We start from the raw sequence: 22,578 nt of genomic DNA, 5'->3' as shown, positions 1-22,578 counted from the left end.
AAAAGTATCCCGCCGGCCTGTGCCGCGTGGCGAGCGCGTTCCTGCAAAGGTCTTGCCTATTTCTCCAGACCTCCCGCGGCGGGCGTGCAGATCCGGGGGAGCGGCGCTAAGCTGCAAACCGCTCATTCCTCCAGGGTGGCTGCCTGCGGGCGCCGCCTTCATCGTGAATCCATCGTGACAAGGGCCAGAACATGTCCGACGAAACACCCGAAATTGCCGCAGTGATTGCCCAGCCGATGCCGCTGGACCCCGAACTCGACGACGCCCGCAAGGAACTGGTGGCGCTGATCGAGCACATCACCGGCGGCCAGGACGGCACCGTCATCACCGCCGTGCCCGGTCTGCAGGTGCACTGCATCAGCAAGCCGGACGGCCCCAAGCACGCTTTCGCCACGCCGGCGCTGGGCCTGATCGCCCAGGGTTCCAAGCGGATCATCGTGGGCGACGACATCTACGTGTACGACCCGATGCACTACCTGGTGACCTCGGTCGACCTGCCGGTGTGCGGCCAGGTCTGCGTGACCAGCGAGAGCGAGCCGTACCTCGGCGTGCGCCTGGAACTGGCCGTGGACGAGATCGGCGAACTCATCGGCGACGAAAAGCTGCCTGCCAAGGCCAACGCGCCGGCCTCGCGCGGCATGTATGTCAACCGGATCGCCATGCCGGTGCTGGAGCCGGTGCTGCGCCTGCTGCGGCTGCTCGACACGCCGGAAGACGTGCCGATCATGGCGCCGCTCATCAAGCGCGAGATCATGTACCGCCTGCTGGTCAACGGCGAGGGCGCACGCCTGCGCCAGATCGCGCTGCAGGACAGCCACACCCAGCGCATCGCCAAGGCCATCAGCGCGCTGCGCGTGAACTACGCGCAGTCGCTGCGGGTGGAGGACATGGCGCGCGCGGTGCACATGAGCGTGTCTTCGTTCCACCACCATTTCAAGGCGGTGACGGCGATGAGCCCGCTGCAGTACCAGAAGCAGCTGCGGCTGCAGGAGGCGCGCCGGCAGATGCTGATTGCCGGCGCCGACGTGGCCTCGGCCGCGCACAGCGTGGGCTACGAAAGCCCGTCGCAGTTCGCGCGCGAGTACGGCCGCATGTTCGGTGCGCCGCCGCTTCGCGACAAGCGCCGCTGGCTCGGCGAGGCCGGCAACGACGCGCTCGGTGCCGCGTCGATGGAAGCCGCGTAGCGCTTCACCCTTGCCGCCGGCGTGCGCGCGCGTCCTGCAAGGGATCGCGCACGCGTCCGGCGGCGCGCGGCCGTGGACTGGCGAGACTGCATGTTTCCCCCATTCCACAGCCATGGCCGAATCCAGAGTCGCCATCTACGGTGCGATCGGCGCCAATGTCGCCATCGCCATCACCAAGTTCATCGTGGGCGGCATCACGGGCAGCTCCGCGATGCTGTCCGAGGGCATCCACTCGGCAGTCGATACCTTCAACGGCGTGCTGCTGCTGGTGGGCATCCGCCTGAGCAAGCGGCCGCCAAGCGCGGAACATCCGTTCGGCCACGGCAAGGAGCTGTATTTCTGGAGCCTGATCGTCGCGGTGCTGATCTTCGGTCTCGGCGGCGGCGTGTCGTTCTTCGAGGGCGTGCAGCACATCCGCCACCCCGAGCCGATGCGCGACCCGACATGGAACTACGTCGTGCTCGCGGCCGCCGCGCTGTTCGAGGGCGCGAGCTTCGTCATCGCGCTGCGCCAGTTCCTCGCGCAGGCCGGCGACATGCCGTTCTGGGAGGCGCTGGACCACAGCAAGGACCCGACCACCTACACCGTGCTCGCCGAAGACTCGGCGGCGCTGGCGGGCCTCGTGGTGGCCGGGCTCGGCATCTACTTCAGCCACCGGCTGGAGATGCCCGAACTCGACGGGGCCGCTTCCGTGGTCATCGGGCTGCTGCTGGCAGGGGTGGCCGTGCTGCTGATACGCCAGGCGCGCGGCCTCCTGATCGGCGAAGGCATCCGCCCCGAGACGGCGCGCGCGATCCGCGAGCTGGCGATGGCGCAGCCCAGCGTGGAAGAGGTCGGCCATGTGCTGTCGATGTACGTCGGCCCCGACAACGTGCTGGTGGTGGTGGACGTCAACTTCCATGACGACACAGACACCGGCGAGGCCGCCGAGGCCATCGCCGCCATCGAGAAGCAGGTCCGCGCACGCTTCCCGATGATCAAGCGCCTGTTCATCGAGGCCAGCGACGCGCCCGCCGTCGATGTGGCGGCGCACGTTGCGAGGAGGTAGTCCGGTGCGCGGCAAGCCGCGGAGTGCGCGAGATGCGCGAGGTGCGCAACGTGTGCGAAGAATTTAGTGCACACGTCCTAGCACTTTCCGCGATTTCTTGCGTCGACACGACCATGCAGGTTTTACAAAATCTCGCTATTGTTTTGTCCGCTGCAGCACGCCCCGCCACCCCAGGCACCAAGCCATGGATGGCGGGAGAACCCCGACTACACGGACAACATACGGAGTAAGCATGCTTTGGGAAAACAAGCTGGCGCAATGGAGCGCCGGTGTGCGCGCTCGTGCGAACCTGCCAGCGCGGCTCACCTTGTGGGACGGCAAGTCCTATGACTTCGGCGACTTCAGCGGACCCTCGGTCACGCTGCACGTCAAGTCGCCCGCGGCGCTGTCGCTGATGCTGCAGCCCACGCTCGACAACCTCGGCGAGGCCTACGTCAAGAGCAAGATCGACATCGAGGGCAAGCTCACCGACGTGATCGACATCGCCTACGGGCTCGCGAAGACATCCATCGACAAGCCGGGCGGCGCGCTGCAGAACATGGCGCGCTACTTCACGCACACCAGGTCCTCGGACAAGAAATCCATCCAGTACCACTACGACGTGTCGAACGAGTTCTACCAGCTCTTTCTCGACACGAACATGGTGTACTCGTGTGCCTACTTCGAGAACGGCGACGAAGACCTCGCCACCGCGCAACTCAAGAAGATCGACCACATCCTCACCAAGATCGAACTCCGGCCGGGGCAGACGCTGCTGGACATCGGCTGCGGATGGGGGGCGCTGGTGATCCGTGCCGCGCAGAAGTTCGGCGCACGCTGCGTCGGCGTGACGCTGTCGCAGAACCAGTTCGACCTGGCCACCGAGCGCGTGCGCGCCGCCGGCCTCGAAGACCGCATCGAGATCCGCCTGCAGGACTATCGCGACGTGAGCGGGCAGTTCGACCGCATCACCAGTGTCGGCATGTTCGAGCACGTGGGCCGCAAGAACCTGCCGGAGTACTTCAGGCGCGTGCAGCAACTGCTGGCCGACGACGGCGTGGTCATGAACCACGGCATCACCTCGTCCGACCCCGAGGGCGGCGGCGTGTCCTATGGCGGCGGCGACTTCATCGACCGCTACGTCTTCCCCAATGGCGAATTGCCGCACATCAGCCTGGCGCTGCAGGCGATGCAGCAGGGCGGCCTGGAAGCGTTCGACGTCGAGAACCTGCGCCGCCACTATGCGCAGACGCTGTGCTGCTGGAGCGACGCCTACGAGGCCAACAGCGCGAAGCTGCGCACGCTGGTGGACGAGGAGAAGTTCCGCATCTGGCGCGTGTACCTCGCCGGCTGCGCCTATGCCTTCGAGAACGACGACGTGGCGATCTACCAGATCGTCGGGCGCAAGGCAGGACGAGCGGCGAAGACGCTGCCGTGGTCGCGCCGCTACATCTACGACGGCACCTCCGCGCTGAGCGCGGCCTGAATGCGGTCTTAGTGCGGCCTTGGTGCGGCCTGAGCGCCGGCCCGGCGTTTCAGGCGGCGGGCGCCTCGCGCACGCCGGCTTCGATGTTGTTGCCGTCGGGGTCGGGCGCGAAGGCGGTGTAGCAGTGCGCGGCGGCCGGTCCGCGCGGACCCGGCTTGCCGTTGTCGGTGCCGCCCGCGGCCAGCACCGCCTTGTGGAACGCGTCGACTTCGGCCCGGCTCTTCGCGGCGAACGCCACATGGATCGGGCTGGCCGACACCTGGTGCCGCGCGGACCAGAACGCCGGCTGCTCGGTGCCGATCCAGACGAAGGGCAGGCGCGCCTCGGTGCTGCGGATGACAAGGAACGAGGTCTCGCTGTTGTCGATGACCTGCAGGCCCAGCGCGGCCGCCGCGGCCTCGTCGAAGCGGCGCGCCGTCGGCAGGTCGCGCACGCGGTATCCGATGCGGCCGAACATGCTGACTCCTTTCGGGGGGCATGTCCGGCCGCCATGGTGCGTGCGGGCACGGCCCGGCGCTCGTCGTGATGGCGGAATGCGCCTACGCCTGCGCCGCATGCGCAGGAGGCTCAGGCCCGGAAGGCCAGCCGTGTCCACGCGACGCCGGCGGCGATGTTCTCGGGTTGCAGCGACGCGTTGCGCGCCTCGAAAACGGCGCGCAGGCCGTGTTCGCGTGCCAGCGCGATGGTCTCCTGCGCGGTCACGTCGAACATGCGCCGTCCGGCAGGCACCGGCCCGTGGCGCAGCGACATCAGCAGCAGTCCGCCCGGCGCCAGCAGGGCGGCCACCGCTGCCATGGCCCGACGGCGCTGCGCCGCATCCAGATGCATCCACACGGCAGTGAGAAGCACGGCATCGAATGCCGCTTCGCGCCCGTGCAGCCAAGCGAGCGCCGGCAGGCTGTCGTCGATCCATTCGATGGGCTGCGCGGCATGCAGTGCCATGCCTGCTTCGCGCAGCGGCGCGGTCGGCTCGACCGCAACCACGCGGTGCCCGCGCGACGCGAGCCATGCGGCATCGGCGCCCGTGCCGGCGCCGATGTCGGCGATGGAGGCGGGCGCGGCCGGCAGCAGGTGCAGCACCGGCGCGTGCTTTTCCTCGAACGACAGCGCCTCGTAGCGTTTGACCAGGCGGCCCGCCTTCTCGGCGTAGCCCTCGGTTCCTGATGGGGTCATGCGGGCGACTGTAGCGCCGCGACGGTGGCGCCGGTTGCACCGGCGAGAGCTTGAGCACAGGACAGGGGCGGGCCTCCCTCTTTAGCATCGCGCGCACATGACCCCCTCGACAAAGACAACAAGCCGCCCGCTGGTCATCGCCTCGATCATGGCCTCCATGGCCATGGTGGCCATCGAAGCGACCATCGTCTCCACCGTGATGCCGCAGATCGCCTCCGAACTCGGGGGGCTGCACCTGTACAGCTGGGTCTTCGCGTCCTTCCTGCTGGCGCAGACCGCGATGACCGTGGTGTTCGGCAAGCTCTCCGACCTGTACGGACGCAAGCCCGTCATGTTCGCGGGCATCGCCATCTTCCTCGCCGGCTCCGTGCTGGCGGGCTTCTCCTGGTCGATGCCGGCCATGATCTGCTTCCGGCTGATCCAGGGCATCGGCGCGGGTGCCATCCAGCCTGTGGCGCTCACCATCGTGGGCGACCTGTATCCGGCACGCGAACGCGGCAAGGTGCAGGGCTACCTGGCCAGCGTGTGGGCCATCTCGGCCGTGGTCGGGCCGATGATCGGTGCGCTCATCGTGCAGAAGCTGTCGTGGGGCTGGATCTTCTGGATGAACGTGCCCATCGGGCTGGCGGCCGCGGCGGGCTTCTGGCTCTACCTGCACGAGGCGCCGACGGTGCGGCGCTCGTCCATCGACATCGTCGGCGCGGTGCTGTTCACCGTCGGCATCGCGGCACTGATGATCGCGCTGACAGACTTCGGCATCGGCAATACCGGCAGCGCGGCGCTGTGGACGGCCGTGTTCGCCGTCACGCTGGTGCTGTTCGTGCTGCAGGAGCGCCGCGCCGCCGACCCGATGGTGTCGCTGCGGCTGTGGGGCGCGCGCATCATCGCGACCGTGAACGGCGCGGCGATGCTGGGCGGCATGGTGCTCATCGGCATCACCACCTTCCTGCCGATGTACGTGCAGGTGGTGCTGCAGCGTTCGTCGGTCACGGCCGGGCTCACGCTCACCATGGTGATGCTGGGCTGGCCGATCGGCGCGACGCTCACGTCGCGCACCTTCCATCGGGTGGGCCTGTGGCGCATGGTGCTCATCGGCGGCGCGCTCATTCCGCTGGGCACGGCGGCGTTCGCGCTGCTGTCGTCGCAGAGCACGCCGGCGCTGGCAGGCGTCGGCTCCTTCGTCATGGGCCTCGGCATGGGCGTGATGAGCCTGGCGTCGCTGATCCTCATCCAGGAAGCGGTCGACGTGGCACAACGTGGCGTGGCCACCGCGTCGAACGTGTTCTCGCGCAACCTCGGCAGCGCGCTGGGCGCGACCTTCTTCGGCGCCGTCTTCAACTTCGGCCTGACGCGCGGCGACGGCGCCATGGCCTTCACCGACGACCAGCTGCGCCTGCTGCTGCAGGGCTCGCACGGCTCGGCCGCGACCGACGCGGGCATCCGCATGGCGCTGGGCGGCTCGCTGCACCTGACCTTCGTGACCATGCTGGTCGTGAGCCTCGGCGTGGTCGCGCTCGCACTGCTGCTGCCCAAGGAAGGGCTGGAGAGCCATGCGATCGGCGCGGGGAAGCCGGCCGCGAAGTAGCTGAAGCAGCCGTCCGGGCGCTGCCTCAGCGCGCCAGCGTCTTCTTCATGTACGCCAGCCAGTAACCCGGCGCGTAGTCGTCGATGCGGGCGTACACCTCGTAGCCGTGCCTGGCGTAGAACTCGCGCGCTTGCCACTCGAAGGTGTCGAGCTTCGCGTTCTTCGCACCCAGCGCCACGGCCTGGCGTTCGGCCTCGGCGAGAAGCCGGCTTCCCAGGCCTGCGCCGCGCGCATCCTCCTCGACGAACAGCACCTCGACATTGAGCCAGTAGAGGAACACGAAGCCGCGTAGCCCGCCGAGCAGCCGGCCGTTGCCGTCCCGTGCGTCGAGGCGGATGTACTGCTGCTCGGGGTACTCGCCGACGAAGCTGTGGTTGTAGAGGCGCAGCCTGCGGCCGAGCGCGCCGGTGCGGACCTGCTCGTCGGTCGGGGTGGAGATCGTGATGTGCATGGCGGCCCTTGCATGGTCGAGCGTTGCGCGGAGGCGGCATTCTGCCCGCATGCGGCGCTGCCGCCGCCCGATTCGCAGCGCATGCATATCGTTGCGCGCTTTCCTTCTTTGTGCGCCGCGCCATGCGTTGATACGGTCACCCTCTTTGCATTGCGGGGCGAGCGACCATGGGCGCAAGAGATTTCGAAGGGCAGCTGCTGTCAGGTGCCGAAGGCAAGGTGCAGCACCAGGCGGACGTGCTGGTGATCGGCGGAGGCCCGGCCGGGGCATGGGCCGCGGTGAGCGCTGCGGCGCAGGGCGCGCGGGTGGTGCTGGCCGACAAGGGGTTCTGCGGCACCTCCGGCGCCACGGCGCCTTCGGGCACGGGCCTGTGGCATGTGCCGCCCGAAGGCACGGCGCGCGAGGAAGCCAAGGCCAGCCGCTTCAACATGGGCGGCCAGCTGGCCGAGCATGCGTGGATGGACCGGGTGCTGGCGCAGACCTGGGACAACGTCGAGCGCCTGAAGGACTGGGGCTATCCGTTTCCGGCCGACGACCAGGGCGCGCTGCGCTGCACCTCGCTGCAGGGCCCGGAGTACATGCGGCTGATGCGCAAGCGCGTGAAGGAGTCGGGCGCGCGCATCCTCGACCACAGCCCGGCGCTCGAACTGCTGGTGGACGAGCACGGCACCGTCTGCGGCGCCACCGGCGTCAACCGGCAGAGCGGCGACACCTGGGTGGTGCGCGCCGGCGCGGTGGTCATCGCCACCGGCGGCTGCGCCTTCCTGAGCCGCGCGCTCGGCTGCAACGTGCTCACCGGCGACGGCCAGCTGATGGCGGCCGAAGTGGGCGCGGCACTGTCGGGCATGGAGTTCTCCAATGCCTACGGGCTGGGACCGGCGTTCTCGTCGGTCACCAAGTCGCTGTTCTACAACTGGGCCACCTTCTACACGGCCGACGGCGTGGCGATCGAAGGCGCAGGCTCGTCGAAGGGGCGCGGCGTGATCGCGCAGACGCTGCAGTCGCAACCGGTGTTCGCCTGCCTCGACCGCGCCGATGCGCAGATCCGCGCCTGGATGCGCACCGCGCAGCCGAACTTCTTCGTGTCCTTCGACCGGCAGGGCATCGACCCCTTCACGCAGCATTTCCCGGTGACGCTGCGGCTCGAAGGCACGGTGCGCGGCACGGGCGGCCTGCACCTGGTCGACGACTCGTGCGCGACCTCGGTGCCGGGCCTCTATGCGGCGGGCGACGCGGCCACGCGCGAGCTGATCTGCGGCGGCTTCACCGGCGGCGGCAGCCACAACGCGGCATGGGCACTGTCGTCGGGCTTCTGGGCCGGTGCGGGCGCGGCGGCGTTCGGGCGCGACGCCCGCGCCCAGGCCCGGCGCACCGCATTGCGCGCGGGCGGCGTGGCGCTGTCGTCGCGCGGCAGCGAGTCGTTCGACGTGCAGGAGGTGGTCCGCGCCGTGCAGGCCGAAGTCTTTCCCTATGAGCGCAACTGGTTCCGCGAGGGCGATGCGCTGCGCGATTCGCTCGGCCGGCTCGACTCGCTCTGGGCCCGGCTGCGCGCAGGTGCACCGGCCACCACGGCCACCGAGGCGGTGCGCGCACGCGAGGCCGCCGCCATGCTGGCCACTTCGCGCTGGATGTACCGCAGCGCCTTGCAGCGCACCGAAACCCGCGGCATGCACCGGCGCCGCGAGCACGGCGCGATCGACCCGACGCAGCGGCACCGGCTGCTCAGCGGCGGGCTCGACGAGGTCTGGGTCGAGCGCCAGGCGGTGAAGGAGGTCGCATGATCGAGGTCGTCAGCGCCGAACGCTGCACCGGCTGCAACATCTGCGTGAATGCCTGCCCGACCAACGTGTTCGAGGCGGTGAAGGGCGGTGCGCCGCGCATCGCGCGCCAGGACGATTGCCAGACCTGCTTCATGTGCGAGCTGTATTGCCCGGAAGACGCGCTCTATGTCGCACCCATTGCCGACCGCGGCGCCACCGCCGAAGAGCGCGATGCCGCGGCCGGGGCGCTGATGGGCAGCTACCGCAGCGCCGTGGGCTGGGGCAGGGGACGGCAATCGACCGCTTCGGCGGACGCGAGCTTCGAGCTGCTGCGCCGCGCGCACTGAACCGTTCCTTCTTTTTCCTGTGAGTTCATCGATGTCCGATCTTTCCGGCCGCCGCCGTTTGCTGCGCGGCGCCGTGGCCGCGGCGGCCGCCAGCGCATTGCCCGCTTTCTCCATCGCCCAGGGCGCCAGCCAGGGCAACGGCCAGGTGCTGCGCCTGGGCTACATCGGCCCCGGCAAGAAGCCCGCGAACGCCACCGGCTGGGCCTTGCGCCAGGGCCACCTGCAGCGCGAACTGGCGGCGCTCGGCTTCAAGGACGTGAGCACGCGCAACTTTCCCAACGGCCCGGACCTCAACGAGGCCTTCCTCTCGGGCGTGCTCGATGTCGGCATCTACGGCGACACGCCCGCCATCGTGGCGCGCTCGCGCGGCCTCGAGAGCCAGCTCATCGGTTTCGATGCGGTGGGCATGAACGTCTGGCTGCTCACGCCGCGCAACGGCGTGCGCGAGGTGAAGGCGCTCGAGGGGCAGGCTATCGGCGTGGCGCGCGGCTCGTACATGCACCGCTACGTGCTGGGCCTGCTGAAGGCCCATGGGCTGCAGAAGTCGGTCAAGGTGATCCACATGTTCCCGCGCGACGGCGAGGCCGCGCTCGACCAGGGCTCCATCGCGGCCTTTGCGGCGCAGATCGACGTGGGCCCGCTGCTGGCCTCGCGGGGCTACCCGGTCATCGACCAGGCCGAGCAGCATCCCACGCTGCGCGGCACCTCGGTGATCGTGGCGTCGAGCAGGCTGCTCGCTGCCGCGCCCGGCGTGCCCGCCGCATGGACCCGTGCGCGCCGCAGCGCCCTGCAGGAGATCCGCCGCGACAGCGCCGCCTACTACGCCTTCCACTCGGAGGTGAGCGGCTTTCCCCTCGACGTGGTGAAGGTGTCGCATCCGTTGTCGCAGTTCTCCGACGAGGCGTACCCGGCCGAGGGCATGGCGCTGCTCGACGAGGTCAAGAAGTTCTTGCTGGCGGAGAACCTCGTGAGCCGCGACTTCGCGCTCGCGCAGTGGCGGGCGGCGGAAGCCTGAAGACCCGACGCGCCGGTGCCGCGGCATGCACGCGCTTGCGGCGTGGGCATGCCTGCCCGGCTTGCAGCCCCGCGCGGGGGCGTGCATCCTCGATGCCGCGCCGCATGCCGTCGCGCGCGCAATGTCGCATTCATTCTTTCGTTCTCTCTTCCCATCCACTCATCCGTCGTCGAGACAAGACACATCCATGACATACCACGCCGATTCCAAGCGCTACGACGCCATTCCCTACCGCCGCGTCGGCCGCAGCGGGCTCGTGCTGCCCGCGATCTCGCTCGGGCTCTGGCACAACTTCGGTGACACCACCTCCATCGCCACGCAGCGCCAGCTTCTGCGCACGGCCTTCGACCTGGGCATCAACCACTTCGACCTGGCCAACAACTACGGCCCGCCGTACGGCAGCGCCGAGACCAACTTCGGACGCCTGCTGCGCGAGGACTTCAAGGCCTACCGCGACGAGCTCATCATCTCGAGCAAGGCGGGATGGGACATGTGGCCCGGCCCGTACGGCAAGGGCGGCGGCTCGCGCAAGTACGTGCTGGCGAGCCTCGACCAGAGCCTGCAGCGCCTGGGCCTGGACTACGTCGACATCTTCTACTCGCACCGCTTCGATCCCGACACGCCGCTCGAGGAGACCGCCTCCGCGCTGGCGCAGGCCGTGCAGCAGGGCAAGGCACTGTACATCGGCATCTCGTCGTACTCCGCCGGCAAGACGCGCGAGATGGCCGCGCTGCTGCGCGAGTGGAAGGTGCCTCTGCTGATCCACCAGCCGGCGTACAACCTGTTCAACCGCTGGGTCGAGAAGGACCTGCTGAACGCCACCGACGAACTCGGCGCGGGGGTCATCGCCTTCACGCCGCTCGCGCAGGGCCTGCTGACCAACAAGTACCTGAAGGGCATTCCGGACGACGCGCGCATCAACCGGCCCGGCGGCGGTTCGCTCAAGCAGGAGCATCTGTCCGAAGCCAACATCGAACGCGCCCGCGCGCTCGACAAGATAGCGCAGCGCCGGGGCCAGTCGCTGGCGCAGCTCGCGCTGACCTGGACCTTGCGCGACCCCCGCGTGAGCTCCGCGCTCATCGGCGCCAGCCGTCCCGAGCAGATCGTCGACAACGTCGCGGCGCTCGCCCATGCACCGCTGAGCGCCGAGGAACTGGCGGAGATCGACAGGTACGCTGTGGAAGGCGGCGTCAACCTCTGGGAGAAGCCGTCGACCGACTTCGCCTGACCGGCGGCGCGCGATGCCCGCTGCATCGCGAACCGCATCAGGTAACTTGGAATGCGTCTTTGGGAAAGCGGCGGCGCTGCGCAGAATCGGGCGAAGCGTTCAAACGATTCCTGCCATGCCACTGCGTACCCATCCCGTCTCTCCCGCCGCCCAGGTGCGTCAAGTTCTCGATCTGACGGCCAAGGCCTGGCGCATTCCGCCGGCCTCGCCGCGCGCCGTGGCACGGCGCGCGCCGTACGGCCATGTGCCGATGCGCGCCATGCGCAGGCTGCACGCGGCGGCCGTGCTGGCCTTGCTTCCGCATTCGTGGTGAGCCGCCGACAAAACCGGGAAGAGGCAGGGCGAACAGCAGCAGGTTGACACCGATTCGAGGTGGGTCGGCATCGGGTCGCTTTTGCGGCGACCCGATGGTTGGCCTTTCAGGCGGGCTTTCGGGCCCGCTTTTTTTGCGTATCGCGAAAGCCTTCCCGATTGCTTCGCGGATGAGCCGATGAAGGACCTGGCCCCGACCCGGACCGTCTAACGCTGAGCGAACGCGCCGAGCAGGTAGTCCGTCACCTCGTCCGAGAACCTGCCGTGGTGCGTGCCGACGAGCACGCCGTCGGGGTTCTCCGGGTCGGGGCGCACGGTGGGCATGCCGTGGGCGAACAGGGCCTGCGCGCAACCGACCCAGTCGCCGCCCGCGGCCGGCTCGTTGAGCGATGCCCACGACAGCGTACCGATGACGTTGTCGCCGAAGCCATGCATCGCGCGCCAGTCGGCACCGTGTGCCAGCAAGAAGCCGGCGAGCGCGGCGTTTCCGTTGAACACGGCATGGTTCAGCGCCGAGCCGTCCCAGTCGCCGCCGCGCACTTCGATGGGCCAGCCGAGCGAGGCCATGACCTGCACCGCGTCGTTGCAGCCCTGGGCGGCGAGCTCGGGCAGCAGCCGCAGCTGCGTTTCGCCGAGCGTGCTGATCAGGCCGGGGTGGTTGGCCAGAACCTGCCGCGCCGCGGCCTCGTCGCCGCGTGCACAGGCTGCAATGAAGGCTTCGTCGGCCGCAAGCGGTGCATCGCCGCCGCCTGCGGCTTCCAGCAGCCGCGCCACGTCGGTCAGTCCGAAGCGCAGGGCCACGGTGTGCGCGCGCGTGCCGTCGCGCGTGGTGGCCTTGGGATCGGCGCCCGCGGCCAGCAGCGCCTCGATGTGTGCAGGCGAGCGGCGGCGGCGAATTGCCCACAGCAGCGGCGAACCCCATTCGGCCGAGGGCTCGCCCAGCGGCTTTTCGCTGGCGTCGCCGCCGTGCGCGAGCAGCAACCGCAGCGTGTCGACGGCGTCGAGGTCGAGCACGCGGTACATCGCGTTCGAGCCGGTGACGCGCGCGCCGGCTTCCAGCAGCAGCCGCGTGCATGGCAGGCTGTCCAGCGCGTGATAGAGCGACTCGCCGTCGTCGGGGTTCGCGCCCGCATCGAGCAACAGGCGGGTGAGCGCCGCATCGTGGTTGCGTCCGGCGGCGCCGTAGAGTGCGGAGAGGCGCTCGGTTTCGGAAGGCTGCTCGAGCGAGGCCGGCGGCCATCGGTTGCCGGCCGATTGATCGGGGGAGGCCCCGGCGTCGAGCAGCAGCTTCGCGCAGGCGCGCAGGCCGTCGCGGAAGGCCGGCAACTGCATCAGGCCGGAGTGCGTGACGGCCACCAGAGGCGGCAACGCCAGCGGGCCGCCGGCGCGGTGCACCCAGGCCGGGTCTTGCGCGATGGCTTGGCGCACCGCGGCCTCGTTGCCGACCGCGCAGGCCAGCCACGCGTCGTCGCCGGGCAGGGCGGGGTTTTCCTCGAGCAGGCGGGCGGCCACCGAGGGCCGCGCGCCGTTCGGCCCGCCGGCGATGTCGCCCGCGTACACGAGCCGCAGCCAGTGGAGCAGGGCCTTGGCCGGGTCTTCCGCCTGCGCCCTGCGCGCGAGCACAAAACCCTGCAGGTCGGCCCAGGATGCGAAGCCGTACTCGCGCGCGATGCACGACTGCGCGTCGTGCAGGCGCAGGCCCAGGGCGGCGATGGCGGTGTCGGACTTGCCCGCCGCCACAGGCAGGGCCTCGCGGAAACGGGTGATGGCTTCGGGATCGTCGTGCCGGTAGAGAGCGAGCAGCTCCTTGGCTTGCTTCTTCAGGTGGTCAGGGGGCGTGTTCACACTATTTCTGGCGTCGCGAAGGCTTGTCACGGCGGGCCAATCAAGGCGCGCGACGCCGCATGTGCGTATGCCCATGCAAGGAGCGCAACGCCGAGTGGCCCGCCGTGACAGGCCTTCCCTTCGGGTTGGCCGGCAAAGGGGCCGTCTGCGGCGTTGCCCGCGCTTGCAAGGCATCAGCCTTGCTGCGCACGCGCGCCTTGCAGCCAGCCCCTTTGCCGGCCAACGCGACGCCAGAAATAGTGTGAACACGCCCTGGATCGGGCCGGGCGGGAATGCGCTTCATGAAACCTCCGTGCATCGGACGCCGACGACCCGCAACTCCGGCTGCACAAAAGGCTGTTCGACCAGCGAAGGATGAACGCAAGTGGGTTCAACCCTTCCCGCGGGCCCGGGCGCGGCTTGCAACCGCGGCGCGCATCTTAGCGCAGCCCGTCGGGCGCGGCCCGGTTCTGCGGCGTGCGATGGACCGGCATCGGGCTGTCGCAAAATCACGCGCAGAAACGCGTGCCTGCGTTCAGCGACCACCCCATCGAACGCATGCCCTTTCTCGATCCCCCGACATTGCTGCTCGCCAACCTGCTTGTCGGCTTGACCCTCGTGCTGGTCTTCATGAGCACGCGCGTGGGCCTGGGCAGCGGGGCGCGCGGCATGCGCTCGTGGCTGGCGGGCGACGTGGTGCTGCTCACGGGGCAGGCCGTGATCGCGATCGACGCGGTCGACTTCGGCCGGCTGCTCGACATTCCGCCGCTGACGCTGTCGAGCGGACTGGTCACGGCCGGCATCGCGCTGCACCTGGTGGGTATCCACCGGCACGCGCGGCCCGCACAGAAGGGCGCAGCGCCACATGCCGTCGCCCTCGGGCTCGGCGTGTTCGTGGCCGCGGCCAGCGTGCTCATGAGCGAGCCGGCCCATCGCGTGATGCTGCTGCATGTGGTGCTGGTCGCGATGCTGGCGGCGACGATCGCTCGGGAGCTGGTCGCGGTGCGCCGGTTCTTCGGCGTGCGCATCCTGATCACGGCGATGGGTTTCGCGATCGTCGCCAACGTGCTGCTGCTGCTCGGTGCGGCGGCGCGGCCCGAGGACGTGCTGAAGGGCGCCATGCCGGGCCTGCTGATCAACATGGTGATGACCATGGTGACCACCTCGGCCTTCGTGCTGTGGCTGCAGGAGGAGCTGCGCGAGACCTTGCGCCGCGCCGCCCACACCGACCTTCTGACGGGCGTGCTCAACCGCTACGGCGTGCTGCCGCAGCTGCGGCGCGAGCTGGCGCGCTCGGCGCGGCACGGCACGCCGCTGTCGGTGGCGCTGTGCGACATCGATCACTTCAAGAACATCAACGACACGCGCGGGCACGCGGCCGGCGACGGCGTGCTGCAGGCCTTTTCGGGCGCGCTGCTGCGCCATGCGCGCGCAACCGACCTGGTGGCGCGCTGGGGCGGCGAGGAATTCCTGCTGGTGCTGCCCGACACCGACGCGGCACACGCGCTGGCGGCGCTCCAGCGCATGCAGGGCCGCATGGCGCAGGAGGCCGAGGCCGCGGGCGGCGTGACCTTCAGCGCGGGCATCGCCAGCACGACGGACGGCGCAGCGGCGGACGTCGACGCTCTGCTGGCGCGCGCCGACCGCAGGCTGTATGCCGCGAAGGCGACGCGCAACACGGTGGTCGCGCACTGAGGGCGAACTAGCGTGCCTGCGCCGCAGGCGCGCCCAGTTGCTCCTTGAGGATGCGCCGGATCTCCAGTATGGCCAGCGGGTTCTCCTGCACGCTGTGCTGAGACGGAATCACCAGCTCCGACGCCGCGCCGTCCAGGTGCGCGCTGGCGTAGGGCACGATGCCGTCGCTCGACAACGCCTGCGCCAGGCCCGGCGTGTCGTTGCCGATGATGGAGTGGAAGCGCACGCGCGGATTCATCGGCAGGCCGGACGACAGCCGCACGAACGGGTCGCGGTCGCTCAGGTTGTCGATGCTGTTGGGGATGCGGAAGGCGCCCCGGTCCTGGCGGGCTGGCGCGATGCGGATCAGCTCGCGCGAGATGTCGTTGAGCTGCCCGAGCATGGTCACCGGCAGCGTGATCAGGTTGGACACCCAGCGGGAGACTCGGTTGTTGGCGAACGACGTGCCGCGGTGCGGCGCGGCGATGAAGATGGCGTCGCTCACCTGCGGCAACGGTTCGAAGCGCAGGTACGGCGAGAGCTTCGCTTCCATGCGCTGCTGCTGGGCGCCCTGCATGGGGTAGCTGTCGAGCAGGGCGTCCCAGAGCTTGTCTTCCGAAGAGGACACCATCAGCCGCGACAGCACGCCGCCCATGCTGTGGCCGATCAACGTGATGTCATTCGAGGCCGTGGCCTTGCCCGTCGGGTCGAAGTGCGCCAGCGTCTGCAGCAGCGCCTGGCGGATGGCCTGGTTGTTCAGCGGCAGCGGCGCATTGGTCGGATAGTAGACCTGCCAGATCTGGTAGCGCCGGCGCAGCGTCTCGTCGCCCAGCACTTCGTTGGCCACGTTGATCCAGGCTTCCGGGCTGCTGGCCAGGCCATGCAGCATGACGATGGTGCGGCGGTCCGGGTCGTAGGGCTGCATCAGGTAGATGCGCGGCTGCGTGAGGCCGTCGGCGCTGCCGAACAGGCTGCGCAGCGCCTGCAGCGCGAAGTCGGAGCGCGCCAGCCACAGGCCGTAGCCCGAGGTGAAGTTGGCGGCCAGCGGCACATCCTGCCCGGCCAACTGCACGGTGGCGGTGCGGTACGGGTCGTAGGCGGCGATGCGCACCGACCGCGTCCCGAGGATCTCGCCGAGGTTCTTTCCGTCGAACAGCAGCAGCGCGGTGATGGCCGGGAACGGCGTTTCGCGGTAGGGCAGTGCCGGGTCCTGCGCCTGGTCGTAGGCGCGCTTGCTCGCCGAGGCCACCAGTTCGGCACCGAAGCCGTCGCGCCGGTAGGTGTTGCGCAGGCCCGAGAAAGTCAGAGAGGCGGCGGGAATCAGCTCGTCGGGCAGCGCGGCGTTGGCAGGCAGGCGCAGCGCGGTCACGTCGCTGCCAATGTGCCAGTCGCCGACCTGCGGTACCTCGGGCGGCTGCGGCGGCCGCTGCACCCGGGTGCCGGGCTGCGGCGCGTCCGTGGATTCCGGTGCGCCGCTGCGCCGGTAGGTGCGGAACAAGCCCGTGATGGCCTGCTGCACCGCGTAGTTGTAGTAGTCGCGCACCTGCGTCTGGCGGTCCTCGAAGGCGCGGTCGCGCGGCTTGCGGGCCGTGAAGAACAGGTAGGCGTAGGCATGGCGCGCGGTTTCGAGCCAGGCGTCGATGGCGGTGGCCGCGGATGCGGCCTCGTCGCCCGGCGACGCCGCCACGCCCTTGTCGGCCGCCAGCGCCACCTGCAGCCAGACCTCGGAAAGCGCCGACAGGCGCTGCTCGTCGGTGATGCCCGGCGAATCGGCCAGTGCGTTGCGGCAGGCGGGGCCGGTCTTGCGGCACAGGTCGGGGCCGGAGCCGATCACGCGCAGCACTTCCTGTGCGGATGTGCTGAGCCTGCCGGTGGTGAGCACGTCGCCGCGGCGCTGCGCGAGGTACTCGGCCGGCGAGATGGAGCCGACCTTCACGCCCGCGCAGCCCGCGAGCAGCGCCGCGGCGCACAGTCCTGCCGCAAGCGCGGCGAGGCGAGTGCGCGTCATGGCGTGGCCTTCACAGCTTTCACGACCGCGACGCCCGGCATGCCGCTGCGGATGGCCTGCGAGAAATCCGCGCCCGACGCCTTGTCGGTGGCGATGGCCCGGTCGGTGATGCGGCCCGCGGCGCGAAGCGCTTCCATGCTGTAGCCCGGCGCGAGGCCGCCCACGTCGAACAGGTATTCGGGCAGGTAGCCCGAGGCGAGCAGCCGCCAGTCCATCGGCAGGCCCGGCACGATGCGCCTGGCCAGCGCGTACACGATGGTGGTGCAGTTGGCGGTCAGCGTGTTGTAGAAGCTCGGCGCCTGCGCCAGCGAGGCGCCTTCGCCGAGGTAGGCCATGAACAGAGAGCGCATTTCGGCCTGCGGCAGTTGCACGCGGTACATGTAGACGTCCTCGCCGCGCACATTGGTGCGCACGCGCAGGATGTCGTGTTCGTCGGCCGCGATGAGGCTGGTCTCGAACTGCTTGAAGAAGCCGCCGATGGACGAGAAGCTCTCGCCGCGTTCCTTGCGGATCTCGATCGAGAAAGTGACGAACCGGCCGTCGTCGAAGCCGAAGGACACCAGCGTGTGCGCGATGGCCGGGCCGGTCCAGTACGACAGCGCCACGTCCACGCTGCGCAGGCGGTCGAGGTCGTAGCGGCGCGTTTCCCAGCGCTGCATGTAGTCGGTGTCGGTGCGCCAGTCGAAATTGCGCACGTTGTCCATGGTGACGACGCTGCCTTCGACGCGGCCCGTGACCTGCCTGGCCACGTCGTCGGCCCACACGCGGTCCTGCGACGGAAGAATGGTGCCCCACCAGCCCAGCAGCAGCGCGAAGCTCACCGCGTACGAGAGCAGGGCGCGCGCCGCCCGTCCGCGCCACGCCAGCGCGATCGCCACGAGGCCGAAGCCCGCCCACAGCACGCCGGCGCCGATCTTCACGGCAGGCGGGCCGGGCAGCTGGTACCAGAGTGCGAGGCAGGCCCATGCCGAGGTCAGGAGCACGGCGAGCGACAGCAGGAAGCGGCCGATGTGACGCAGGAGCGTTCGGATCATGGAAGCGGAAAACGGAAGCTGGAACCCGGCTAGCTTACGACGGGCATGTCTTCGGCTAAAGCATGTAGCTCACGAGCTTGAAATCGGGGTCCTCCGGGAACGACTTCACCGTGAACCCCAGCCGGCGCACCAGCTTCAGCATGTCGGGGTTGTTGGCCAGCACCAGCCCGTCCATCTCGGCGAGGCCCTTGTCGCGCGCCACGTCGATGATGCTTTCCATCAGGCGCGAGCCGATGCCCTTGCCACTGAACTCGTCGGCCACCACCAGCGAGAACTCGCAGCTGGTCTGGTCGGGGTTGGTGATGTAGCGCGACACGCCCACGATGCGCTCGCTTTCCAGGATCGTCCCGTCGGGCGACGCGCTCCGGTCGAGCACCACGGCCACCAGCGCCATTTCGCGGTCGTAGTCGATCAGCGTGAAGCGCGAGAGCATCGAAGGCGGCAACTCGTGGAAGCGCGAGACGAAGCGGAACCAGCGGCTTTCGGGCGACAGGCCCTGAACGAGCGACTGCAGCATCTGCGCATCGTTCGGATGCACCGGCCGCACGATGTACGTGCCGCCGCCCGTGCCCGGCAGCGGCCACTCGCGCCGGTAGCGCGCGGGGTACGGCATGATGGCGAGGTGCTGGTAGCCGTTGCCTGCATGGCCCGTGTTGCCCGCGACACCCTGCGAGCTGCTCTCGATCACGATGCGCGCATCGACCGAGATCGCACCCGACTCGTCCACGATGATGGGGTTGATGTCCATCTCGCGCAGCTCGGGCAGCTCGCACACCATCTCCGATACGCGCAGCAGCACGTCCTCGAGCGCTTCCATGTCCACCGCGCTGGCGCCGCGCCACTCGCCCAGCGTCTCGGCGACGCGCGAACGCTCGATGAGCCGGCGCGCCAGGAACTGGTTGAGCGGCGGCAGCTCCATGGCCCGGTCGTTCAGCAGCTCGATCATGGTGCCGCCGGCGCCGAACACGATGACCGGCCCGAAAGGCTCGTCGGTCACCATGCCCACGTAGATCTCGCGGCCGCGCCGCGCGCGCACCATCTTCTGCACAGTGATGCCGTTGATGCGCGCCTCGGGCGCGAGCCGGGACACGCGCTCCATCATCTCGAGGTAGGTGTCGCGCGCGGCGGTGCCATTGAGCACGTTGAGGGCCACGCCCTCGACGTCGGACTTGTGCGGGATGTCGGGCGAGTCGATCTTGAGCGCCACCGGAAAGCCGAGCTGCGTGGCGATCATCATGGCCTCGTTCGCACTGCGTGCGAGCAGCGTGCGCGTGATCGGAATGTGGAACGACGACAGCAGCGACTTCGACTCCATCTCCGTCAGCACCTTGCGGCGTTCGGCCAGCACGCTCTCGATCAGCAGGCGCGCGCCGTCGATGTCGGGCTTGGCCAGCGCCGACAGCGGCGGCGGCGTCTGCTGCAGCAGCTGCTGGTTCTGGTAGAAGGCCGCGATGTTGCCGAAGGCGCCCACGGCGGCTTCGGGCGTGCGAAAGCTCGGGATGGTCGCGTCGGCCAGCACGGAGCGCGCCTTGCCCACCGACGAGTCGCCCATCCAGCAGGCCAGCAGCGGCTTGTTCATCGGGCGCGGAATGTCGGCCAGCGCCTTGGCGGTGGCGGCCGCGTCGGCGCCGGGCTTGGGCGAGAAGATGGCGAGCACGCCGTCGACCTCGCTGTCGGCCGAGGCGGCATCGATGGCCGCGCGGTAGTGCGCGGGCTGGGCGTCTTCCGACAGGTCGATCAGGTCGGCGAGCGACGCCAGCGGCGGCAGCCCGGGCAACAGCACCTTCTGCGACGGCGCGGACAGTTTGCCGAGGTCGAGCCCGATCTCGTTGATCCAGTCGGCCGCCAGCACGCCGGGCCCGCCGCCGTTCGTGACCACGGCCAGTCGCCTGCCCACCGGCCGGTAGCGCGAGGCCAGGCACTTGGCCGCCGAGAACAGCTCGACGAAGGAGCGCACGCGCACTGCGCCCGCGCGGCGCAAGGCGGAGTCGAAGACGTCGTCGCTGCCGACGATGGCGGCACTGTGCGTCTGCGCGGCCTCGTTGCCCGCCGGCTTGCGGCCGGCCTTGAGCACCACCACCGGCTTGGCATGCGAAGCCGAGCGCAGCGCGCTCATGAAGCGGCGCGCATCGGCGATGCCTTCGAGGTACACGATGATGCTGTGGGTGGCCTGGTCGTTGGCCAGGAAGTCGAGCACCTGCGGAATGTCGACCGAGGTGTGAGGGCCGAGCGAGACGACGCTCGAGAAGCCCACGCCGTTCTGCCGCGCCCAGTCGAGCATCGACGCCGTGAGCGCGCCGGACTGCGACACCAGCGCGAGCGGCCCGGACCTGGCGAGCGGACCCGCCACGCCGGCGTTCAGGTGCAGCAGTGGGCGCTGGAAGCCCAGCGAATTCGGGCCGAGCAGATGAACGCCTTCGCGCCTGGCGATCTTGCGCCACTGCGCGGCCTGTTCGGCGCCGATGCCGCTCGAGATGACCACCGCCGCGGTGCAGCCGATGCGGCCCGCGATCTCCAGCGCCGCTGCCACGTCGCGCGGCGCGAGCGCGATCAGCGCCAGGTCGGCATGGGTCTGCGAGAGCTCCTCGAGCGTGCCCTTGGTGCGCACGTCGAGAAAGCGCAGCGTGCCGTCGAAACGGTCGGCACGGAAGGCTTCGCGCAGCGTGCGTCCCGCCGGCGGCTGGCCGCCGGGGTCGTCCGCATGGCCCACGAAGGCCACGACGGAGGAGGGCGCGAAGAGCGGATTGAGGAAGTGCTTGTCCATCATCCCCCGAGTCTGCCCTGATCGAGGGCCGCCGTGCAAAGGGCCGGGTGTCATGACGGATGCGCAAGCCTTGGCTATAGTGAAGACTCCATGCAAAAACGTATCGGCGTGATCTTCGTCTCCCGACGAAATTCATTGCGCAGCATCCTGGCCGAAGCGTGCCTCACGCACCTGGACCCCAAGCGGTTCTCGGCATCTTCCTGCGGTCAGCCCGGCAAGGTCGGCCGCGAATTCCATCCCGCCGCCATCGGTGCTTTGGTGAGCGCGAGCATGCCCGTTCCGACGCACGCGCCCCGCAGCTGGGACGACGTGGCGCGATCGGTCGGCACGCCGGCCGAGTTCGTCATCACGCTCGACAAGGACACCGAGGGGCGCCAGCCGCGCTGGCCCGGCCAGCCCGACGGCGCCTTGTGGGACTACCCCGACGTGGCCGGCGGCGACGACCCCGAGAAGGTCGCGCACGACGCGATCCAGATGCTGTTCTCGCTGCGGCGCCGGCTGGAGCTTCTGATCAGCCTGCCGCTGCACGGCGGCGACCGTGCAGCGGTGCGTTCCGACGTGCGAGACCTCGGCTACATGCGCTGAAGCGCGTCAGCGGCCCGGCAGCGGTGCGCGCAGCCAGGCTTTCTCGGCATCGCCGATGGGCTGCGTCAGCGCGCGTTCAGGCACTTCCCACACGATGGTGCGCGGCGGGTTCTTCGCGAACGATTCACTCGCGAAGTAGCCGCGCGCGGCGCCCGCGAAATCGCCGCCGTCCATGGCGAAGTCCGCCACCAGCGACTGGCTTTCCAATTGCAGGAACGGCCGGAAATTGCTGCGCCGCGAAAACGATGTGCCCAGCAACACGGTCGACGGCAATGCCGCGCTGCCGAACAGGTCGGTGCTGTCGCTGCGCGTTTCCACGACCGATTGCGTGTCCGTGTCCGGCGCGGGCTTGAGCGCAGGCGGCAGGCCGTCGATGCCGGCAAGGCGCACGAGGTCGCCCCATGACGAATGCGACTGGCGCGAGACGATCACCGAGGGAACCGGGTCGCCCTCGAGCGCGTGCATGTCCTTCAGGCGGCGTGCCACGGCCTGCGCGGCGAGCATGCTGCCGTGCTCGCTCCAGTGCGTGTCGGTGCGCAGGAAGGGCGACGGCCCGCCTGCCGGCACGGACAGCGCCGTCGTGAGGTCGAGCGCAGGCACGCCCCCGGCTTCGAGCCGTGCGGTCCAGTCGCGCGCCCGGGTCGCGAGTTCGCCGGGGCGTCGCAGCGACGCGAGGTGCGCGGCTTCGATGCGGCTCTTGTCGGGCACGACGACCACCAGCAGCGCGATGTGCCGCTCGGCCAGTCCGCGCGCGACCTGCCGGACCGCATCCGCACGGGCGTTCGCGTGGGCGTTGCCTTGGGGGTGCACCTGCAGCTCTTCGTCGAGAAAGAGCCAGTTGGCCTCGCCGCGCTTCACTTCGGGGCCGAGGTCGCGCAGCGCCAGCCAGCCGGCATCGCGCTGCCAGCGCGCGAGTGTCTCGGTGACCGGCGTCGTGACCAGCGATTTCGTGAGGTCGCGCCGCGCCGCCGCGTCGTGCAGCAAGGAGATGTTCGCGCGGTCCAGCACGCCGCCGACGTTCGGAAGCGTCGCGATGAAGGCGCTGCCGATGGCCGCCAGGAACGCGGCCGAGGTGGCCCGGCGCAGGCGTGCTCTGAGGCGTCGGGTGGAGCGGGCCATCT

General features: G+C 69.6%; 19 protein-coding genes. 11 read left to right on the top strand and 8 right to left on the bottom strand.

All coding sequences use genetic code 11. The annotated features are described in order from the left end of the window. Positions 1–191: 191 nt before the first annotated feature. From AACL56_RS15725 to AACL56_RS15715, 3 genes are all read left to right on the top strand, one after another. The gene (locus AACL56_RS15725; protein WP_339090740.1) at positions 192–1,184 is read left to right on the top strand and encodes an AraC family transcriptional regulator; all 993 of its coding nucleotides are present in this window, start codon (positions 192–194) and stop codon (positions 1,182–1,184) included. 112 nt (positions 1,185–1,296) lie between these two features. Continuing rightward, complete coding sequence (locus AACL56_RS15720; protein ID WP_339090739.1) at positions 1,297–2,232, top strand: cation diffusion facilitator family transporter; 936 nt, start codon at positions 1,297–1,299, stop codon at positions 2,230–2,232. 232 nt (positions 2,233–2,464) lie between these two features. Beyond that, positions 2,465–3,697 (top strand): SAM-dependent methyltransferase, encoded by a 1,233-nt coding sequence (locus tag AACL56_RS15715; RefSeq protein WP_339090738.1) that lies wholly within the window; start codon positions 2,465–2,467, stop codon positions 3,695–3,697. A gap of 49 nt (positions 3,698–3,746) precedes the next feature. Here AACL56_RS15715 and AACL56_RS15710 read toward each other — a convergent pair whose 3' ends face one another. Next, a complete protein-coding gene (locus AACL56_RS15710) occupies positions 3,747–4,154 on the bottom strand; it encodes a VOC family protein (protein WP_339090737.1) in 408 nt (135 codons plus the stop codon). Between the two features lie 110 nt (positions 4,155–4,264). Then, complete coding sequence (locus AACL56_RS15705) at positions 4,265–4,870, bottom strand: class I SAM-dependent methyltransferase (protein WP_339090736.1); 606 nt, start codon at positions 4,868–4,870, stop codon at positions 4,265–4,267. Between the two features lie 97 nt (positions 4,871–4,967). Between AACL56_RS15705 and AACL56_RS15700 the strand changes: the two genes are divergently transcribed. Then, complete coding sequence (locus AACL56_RS15700; RefSeq protein WP_339090735.1) at positions 4,968–6,455, top strand: MFS transporter; 1,488 nt, start codon at positions 4,968–4,970, stop codon at positions 6,453–6,455. Positions 6,456–6,480: 25 nt separating this feature from the next. On the opposite strand, the gene AACL56_RS15695 is transcribed toward AACL56_RS15700, so the two are convergent. Then, positions 6,481–6,906: a GNAT family N-acetyltransferase gene (locus AACL56_RS15695; protein WP_339090734.1), complete on the bottom strand. Its 426-nt coding sequence runs from the start codon at positions 6,904–6,906 to the stop codon at positions 6,481–6,483. 167 nt (positions 6,907–7,073) lie between these two features. Between AACL56_RS15695 and AACL56_RS15690 the strand changes: the two genes are divergently transcribed. The 5 genes from AACL56_RS15690 to AACL56_RS15670 all read left to right on the top strand — a co-directional run bounded on the left by AACL56_RS15690 (position 7,074) and on the right by AACL56_RS15670 (position 11,569). Then, positions 7,074–8,687, top strand: a complete 1,614-nt coding sequence (locus AACL56_RS15690) for an FAD-dependent oxidoreductase (protein ID WP_339090733.1) — start codon at positions 7,074–7,076, stop codon at positions 8,685–8,687. Next, positions 8,684–9,013, top strand: a complete 330-nt coding sequence (locus tag AACL56_RS15685) for a 4Fe-4S dicluster domain-containing protein (protein ID WP_339090732.1) — start codon at positions 8,684–8,686, stop codon at positions 9,011–9,013. Before AACL56_RS15690 ends, AACL56_RS15685 begins: the two co-directional genes overlap by 4 nt. Before the next feature lie 31 nt (positions 9,014–9,044). Continuing rightward, positions 9,045–10,028: an aliphatic sulfonate ABC transporter substrate-binding protein gene (locus tag AACL56_RS15680; RefSeq protein WP_339090731.1), complete on the top strand. Its 984-nt coding sequence runs from the start codon at positions 9,045–9,047 to the stop codon at positions 10,026–10,028. Between the two features lie 187 nt (positions 10,029–10,215). After that, positions 10,216–11,256, top strand: coding sequence for an L-glyceraldehyde 3-phosphate reductase (mgrA, locus tag AACL56_RS15675; RefSeq protein ID WP_339090730.1), 1,041 nt, complete (start codon positions 10,216–10,218; stop codon positions 11,254–11,256). Positions 11,257–11,371: 115 nt separating this feature from the next. After that, positions 11,372–11,569, top strand: a complete 198-nt coding sequence (locus AACL56_RS15670) for a hypothetical protein (protein WP_339090729.1) — start codon at positions 11,372–11,374, stop codon at positions 11,567–11,569. A 206-nt stretch (positions 11,570–11,775) separates the two neighbouring features. On the opposite strand, the gene AACL56_RS15665 is transcribed toward AACL56_RS15670, so the two are convergent. Beyond that, positions 11,776–13,413, bottom strand: a complete 1,638-nt coding sequence (locus tag AACL56_RS15665) for a hypothetical protein (RefSeq protein ID WP_339090728.1) — start codon at positions 13,411–13,413, stop codon at positions 11,776–11,778. 537 nt (positions 13,414–13,950) lie between these two features. Here AACL56_RS15665 and AACL56_RS15660 point away from each other — a divergent pair. Then, positions 13,951–15,087 carry a GGDEF domain-containing protein gene (locus tag AACL56_RS15660; RefSeq protein ID WP_339090727.1) on the top strand — a complete coding sequence of 379 codons (1,137 nt, stop codon included), beginning with the start codon at positions 13,951–13,953 and terminating at the stop codon, positions 15,085–15,087. A gap of 7 nt (positions 15,088–15,094) precedes the next feature. Here the strand turns inward: AACL56_RS15660 and AACL56_RS15655 are convergent, their stop codons facing one another. From AACL56_RS15655 to AACL56_RS15645, 3 genes are read right to left on the bottom strand one after another with little or no spacing between them, the layout of a single operon-like run. Then, the gene (locus tag AACL56_RS15655) at positions 15,095–17,074 is read right to left on the bottom strand and encodes an esterase/lipase family protein (protein ID WP_339090726.1); all 1,980 of its coding nucleotides are present in this window, start codon (positions 17,072–17,074) and stop codon (positions 15,095–15,097) included. Further along, positions 17,071–18,108, bottom strand: a complete 1,038-nt coding sequence (locus AACL56_RS15650; RefSeq protein WP_339090725.1) for a DUF4105 domain-containing protein — start codon at positions 18,106–18,108, stop codon at positions 17,071–17,073. Before AACL56_RS15650 ends, AACL56_RS15655 begins: the two co-directional genes overlap by 4 nt. Positions 18,109–18,163: 55 nt before the next feature. Further along, positions 18,164–20,872 carry a bifunctional acetate--CoA ligase family protein/GNAT family N-acetyltransferase gene (locus AACL56_RS15645; RefSeq protein WP_339092884.1) on the bottom strand — a complete coding sequence of 903 codons (2,709 nt, stop codon included), beginning with the start codon at positions 20,870–20,872 and terminating at the stop codon, positions 18,164–18,166. 90 nt (positions 20,873–20,962) lie between these two features. On the opposite strand from AACL56_RS15645, the gene AACL56_RS15640 reads away from it, so the two are divergent. Continuing rightward, entirely contained in the window at positions 20,963–21,457 is a 495-nt protein-coding gene (locus tag AACL56_RS15640) for a low molecular weight phosphatase family protein (RefSeq protein ID WP_339090724.1), read from the top strand. A 6-nt stretch (positions 21,458–21,463) separates the two neighbouring features. On the opposite strand, the gene AACL56_RS15635 is transcribed toward AACL56_RS15640, so the two are convergent. After that, positions 21,464–22,576, bottom strand: a complete 1,113-nt coding sequence (locus tag AACL56_RS15635; RefSeq protein WP_339090723.1) for an alginate O-acetyltransferase AlgX-related protein — start codon at positions 22,574–22,576, stop codon at positions 21,464–21,466. Positions 22,577–22,578: the final 2 nt, after the last annotated feature.

The organism is Variovorax paradoxus (assembly GCF_902712855.1).
Lineage (GTDB): Bacteria > Pseudomonadota > Gammaproteobacteria > Burkholderiales > Burkholderiaceae_C > Variovorax > Variovorax paradoxus_Q.
This window is presented reverse-complemented; position numbering and strand designations above follow the sequence as displayed.

Coding starts and splice junctions, on each gene's coding strand:
- AACL56_RS15685 (WP_339090732.1), top strand. CDS start 8,684: ATGATCGAGGTCGTCAGCGCCGAACGCTGCACCGGCTGCAACATCTGC.
- AACL56_RS15670 (WP_339090729.1), top strand. CDS start 11,372: ATGCCACTGCGTACCCATCCCGTCTCTCCCGCCGCCCAGGTGCGTCAA.
- AACL56_RS15650 (WP_339090725.1), bottom strand. CDS start 18,108: ATGATCCGAACGCTCCTGCGTCACATCGGCCGCTTCCTGCTGTCGCTC.
- AACL56_RS15680 (WP_339090731.1), top strand. CDS start 9,045: ATGTCCGATCTTTCCGGCCGCCGCCGTTTGCTGCGCGGCGCCGTGGCC.
- AACL56_RS15705 (WP_339090736.1), bottom strand. CDS start 4,870: ATGACCCCATCAGGAACCGAGGGCTACGCCGAGAAGGCGGGCCGCCTG.
- AACL56_RS15690 (WP_339090733.1), top strand. CDS start 7,074: ATGGGCGCAAGAGATTTCGAAGGGCAGCTGCTGTCAGGTGCCGAAGGC.
- AACL56_RS15695 (WP_339090734.1), bottom strand. CDS start 6,906: ATGCACATCACGATCTCCACCCCGACCGACGAGCAGGTCCGCACCGGC.
- AACL56_RS15660 (WP_339090727.1), top strand. CDS start 13,951: ATGCCCTTTCTCGATCCCCCGACATTGCTGCTCGCCAACCTGCTTGTC.
- AACL56_RS15635 (WP_339090723.1), bottom strand. CDS start 22,576: ATGGCCCGCTCCACCCGACGCCTCAGAGCACGCCTGCGCCGGGCCACC.
- AACL56_RS15655 (WP_339090726.1), bottom strand. CDS start 17,074: ATGACGCGCACTCGCCTCGCCGCGCTTGCGGCAGGACTGTGCGCCGCG.
- AACL56_RS15720 (WP_339090739.1), top strand. CDS start 1,297: ATGGCCGAATCCAGAGTCGCCATCTACGGTGCGATCGGCGCCAATGTC.
- AACL56_RS15725 (WP_339090740.1), top strand. CDS start 192: ATGTCCGACGAAACACCCGAAATTGCCGCAGTGATTGCCCAGCCGATG.
- mgrA (WP_339090730.1), top strand. CDS start 10,216: ATGACATACCACGCCGATTCCAAGCGCTACGACGCCATTCCCTACCGC.
- AACL56_RS15710 (WP_339090737.1), bottom strand. CDS start 4,154: ATGTTCGGCCGCATCGGATACCGCGTGCGCGACCTGCCGACGGCGCGC.
- AACL56_RS15645 (WP_339092884.1), bottom strand. CDS start 20,872: ATGGACAAGCACTTCCTCAATCCGCTCTTCGCGCCCTCCTCCGTCGTG.
- AACL56_RS15715 (WP_339090738.1), top strand. CDS start 2,465: ATGCTTTGGGAAAACAAGCTGGCGCAATGGAGCGCCGGTGTGCGCGCT.
- AACL56_RS15700 (WP_339090735.1), top strand. CDS start 4,968: ATGACCCCCTCGACAAAGACAACAAGCCGCCCGCTGGTCATCGCCTCG.
- AACL56_RS15640 (WP_339090724.1), top strand. CDS start 20,963: ATGCAAAAACGTATCGGCGTGATCTTCGTCTCCCGACGAAATTCATTG.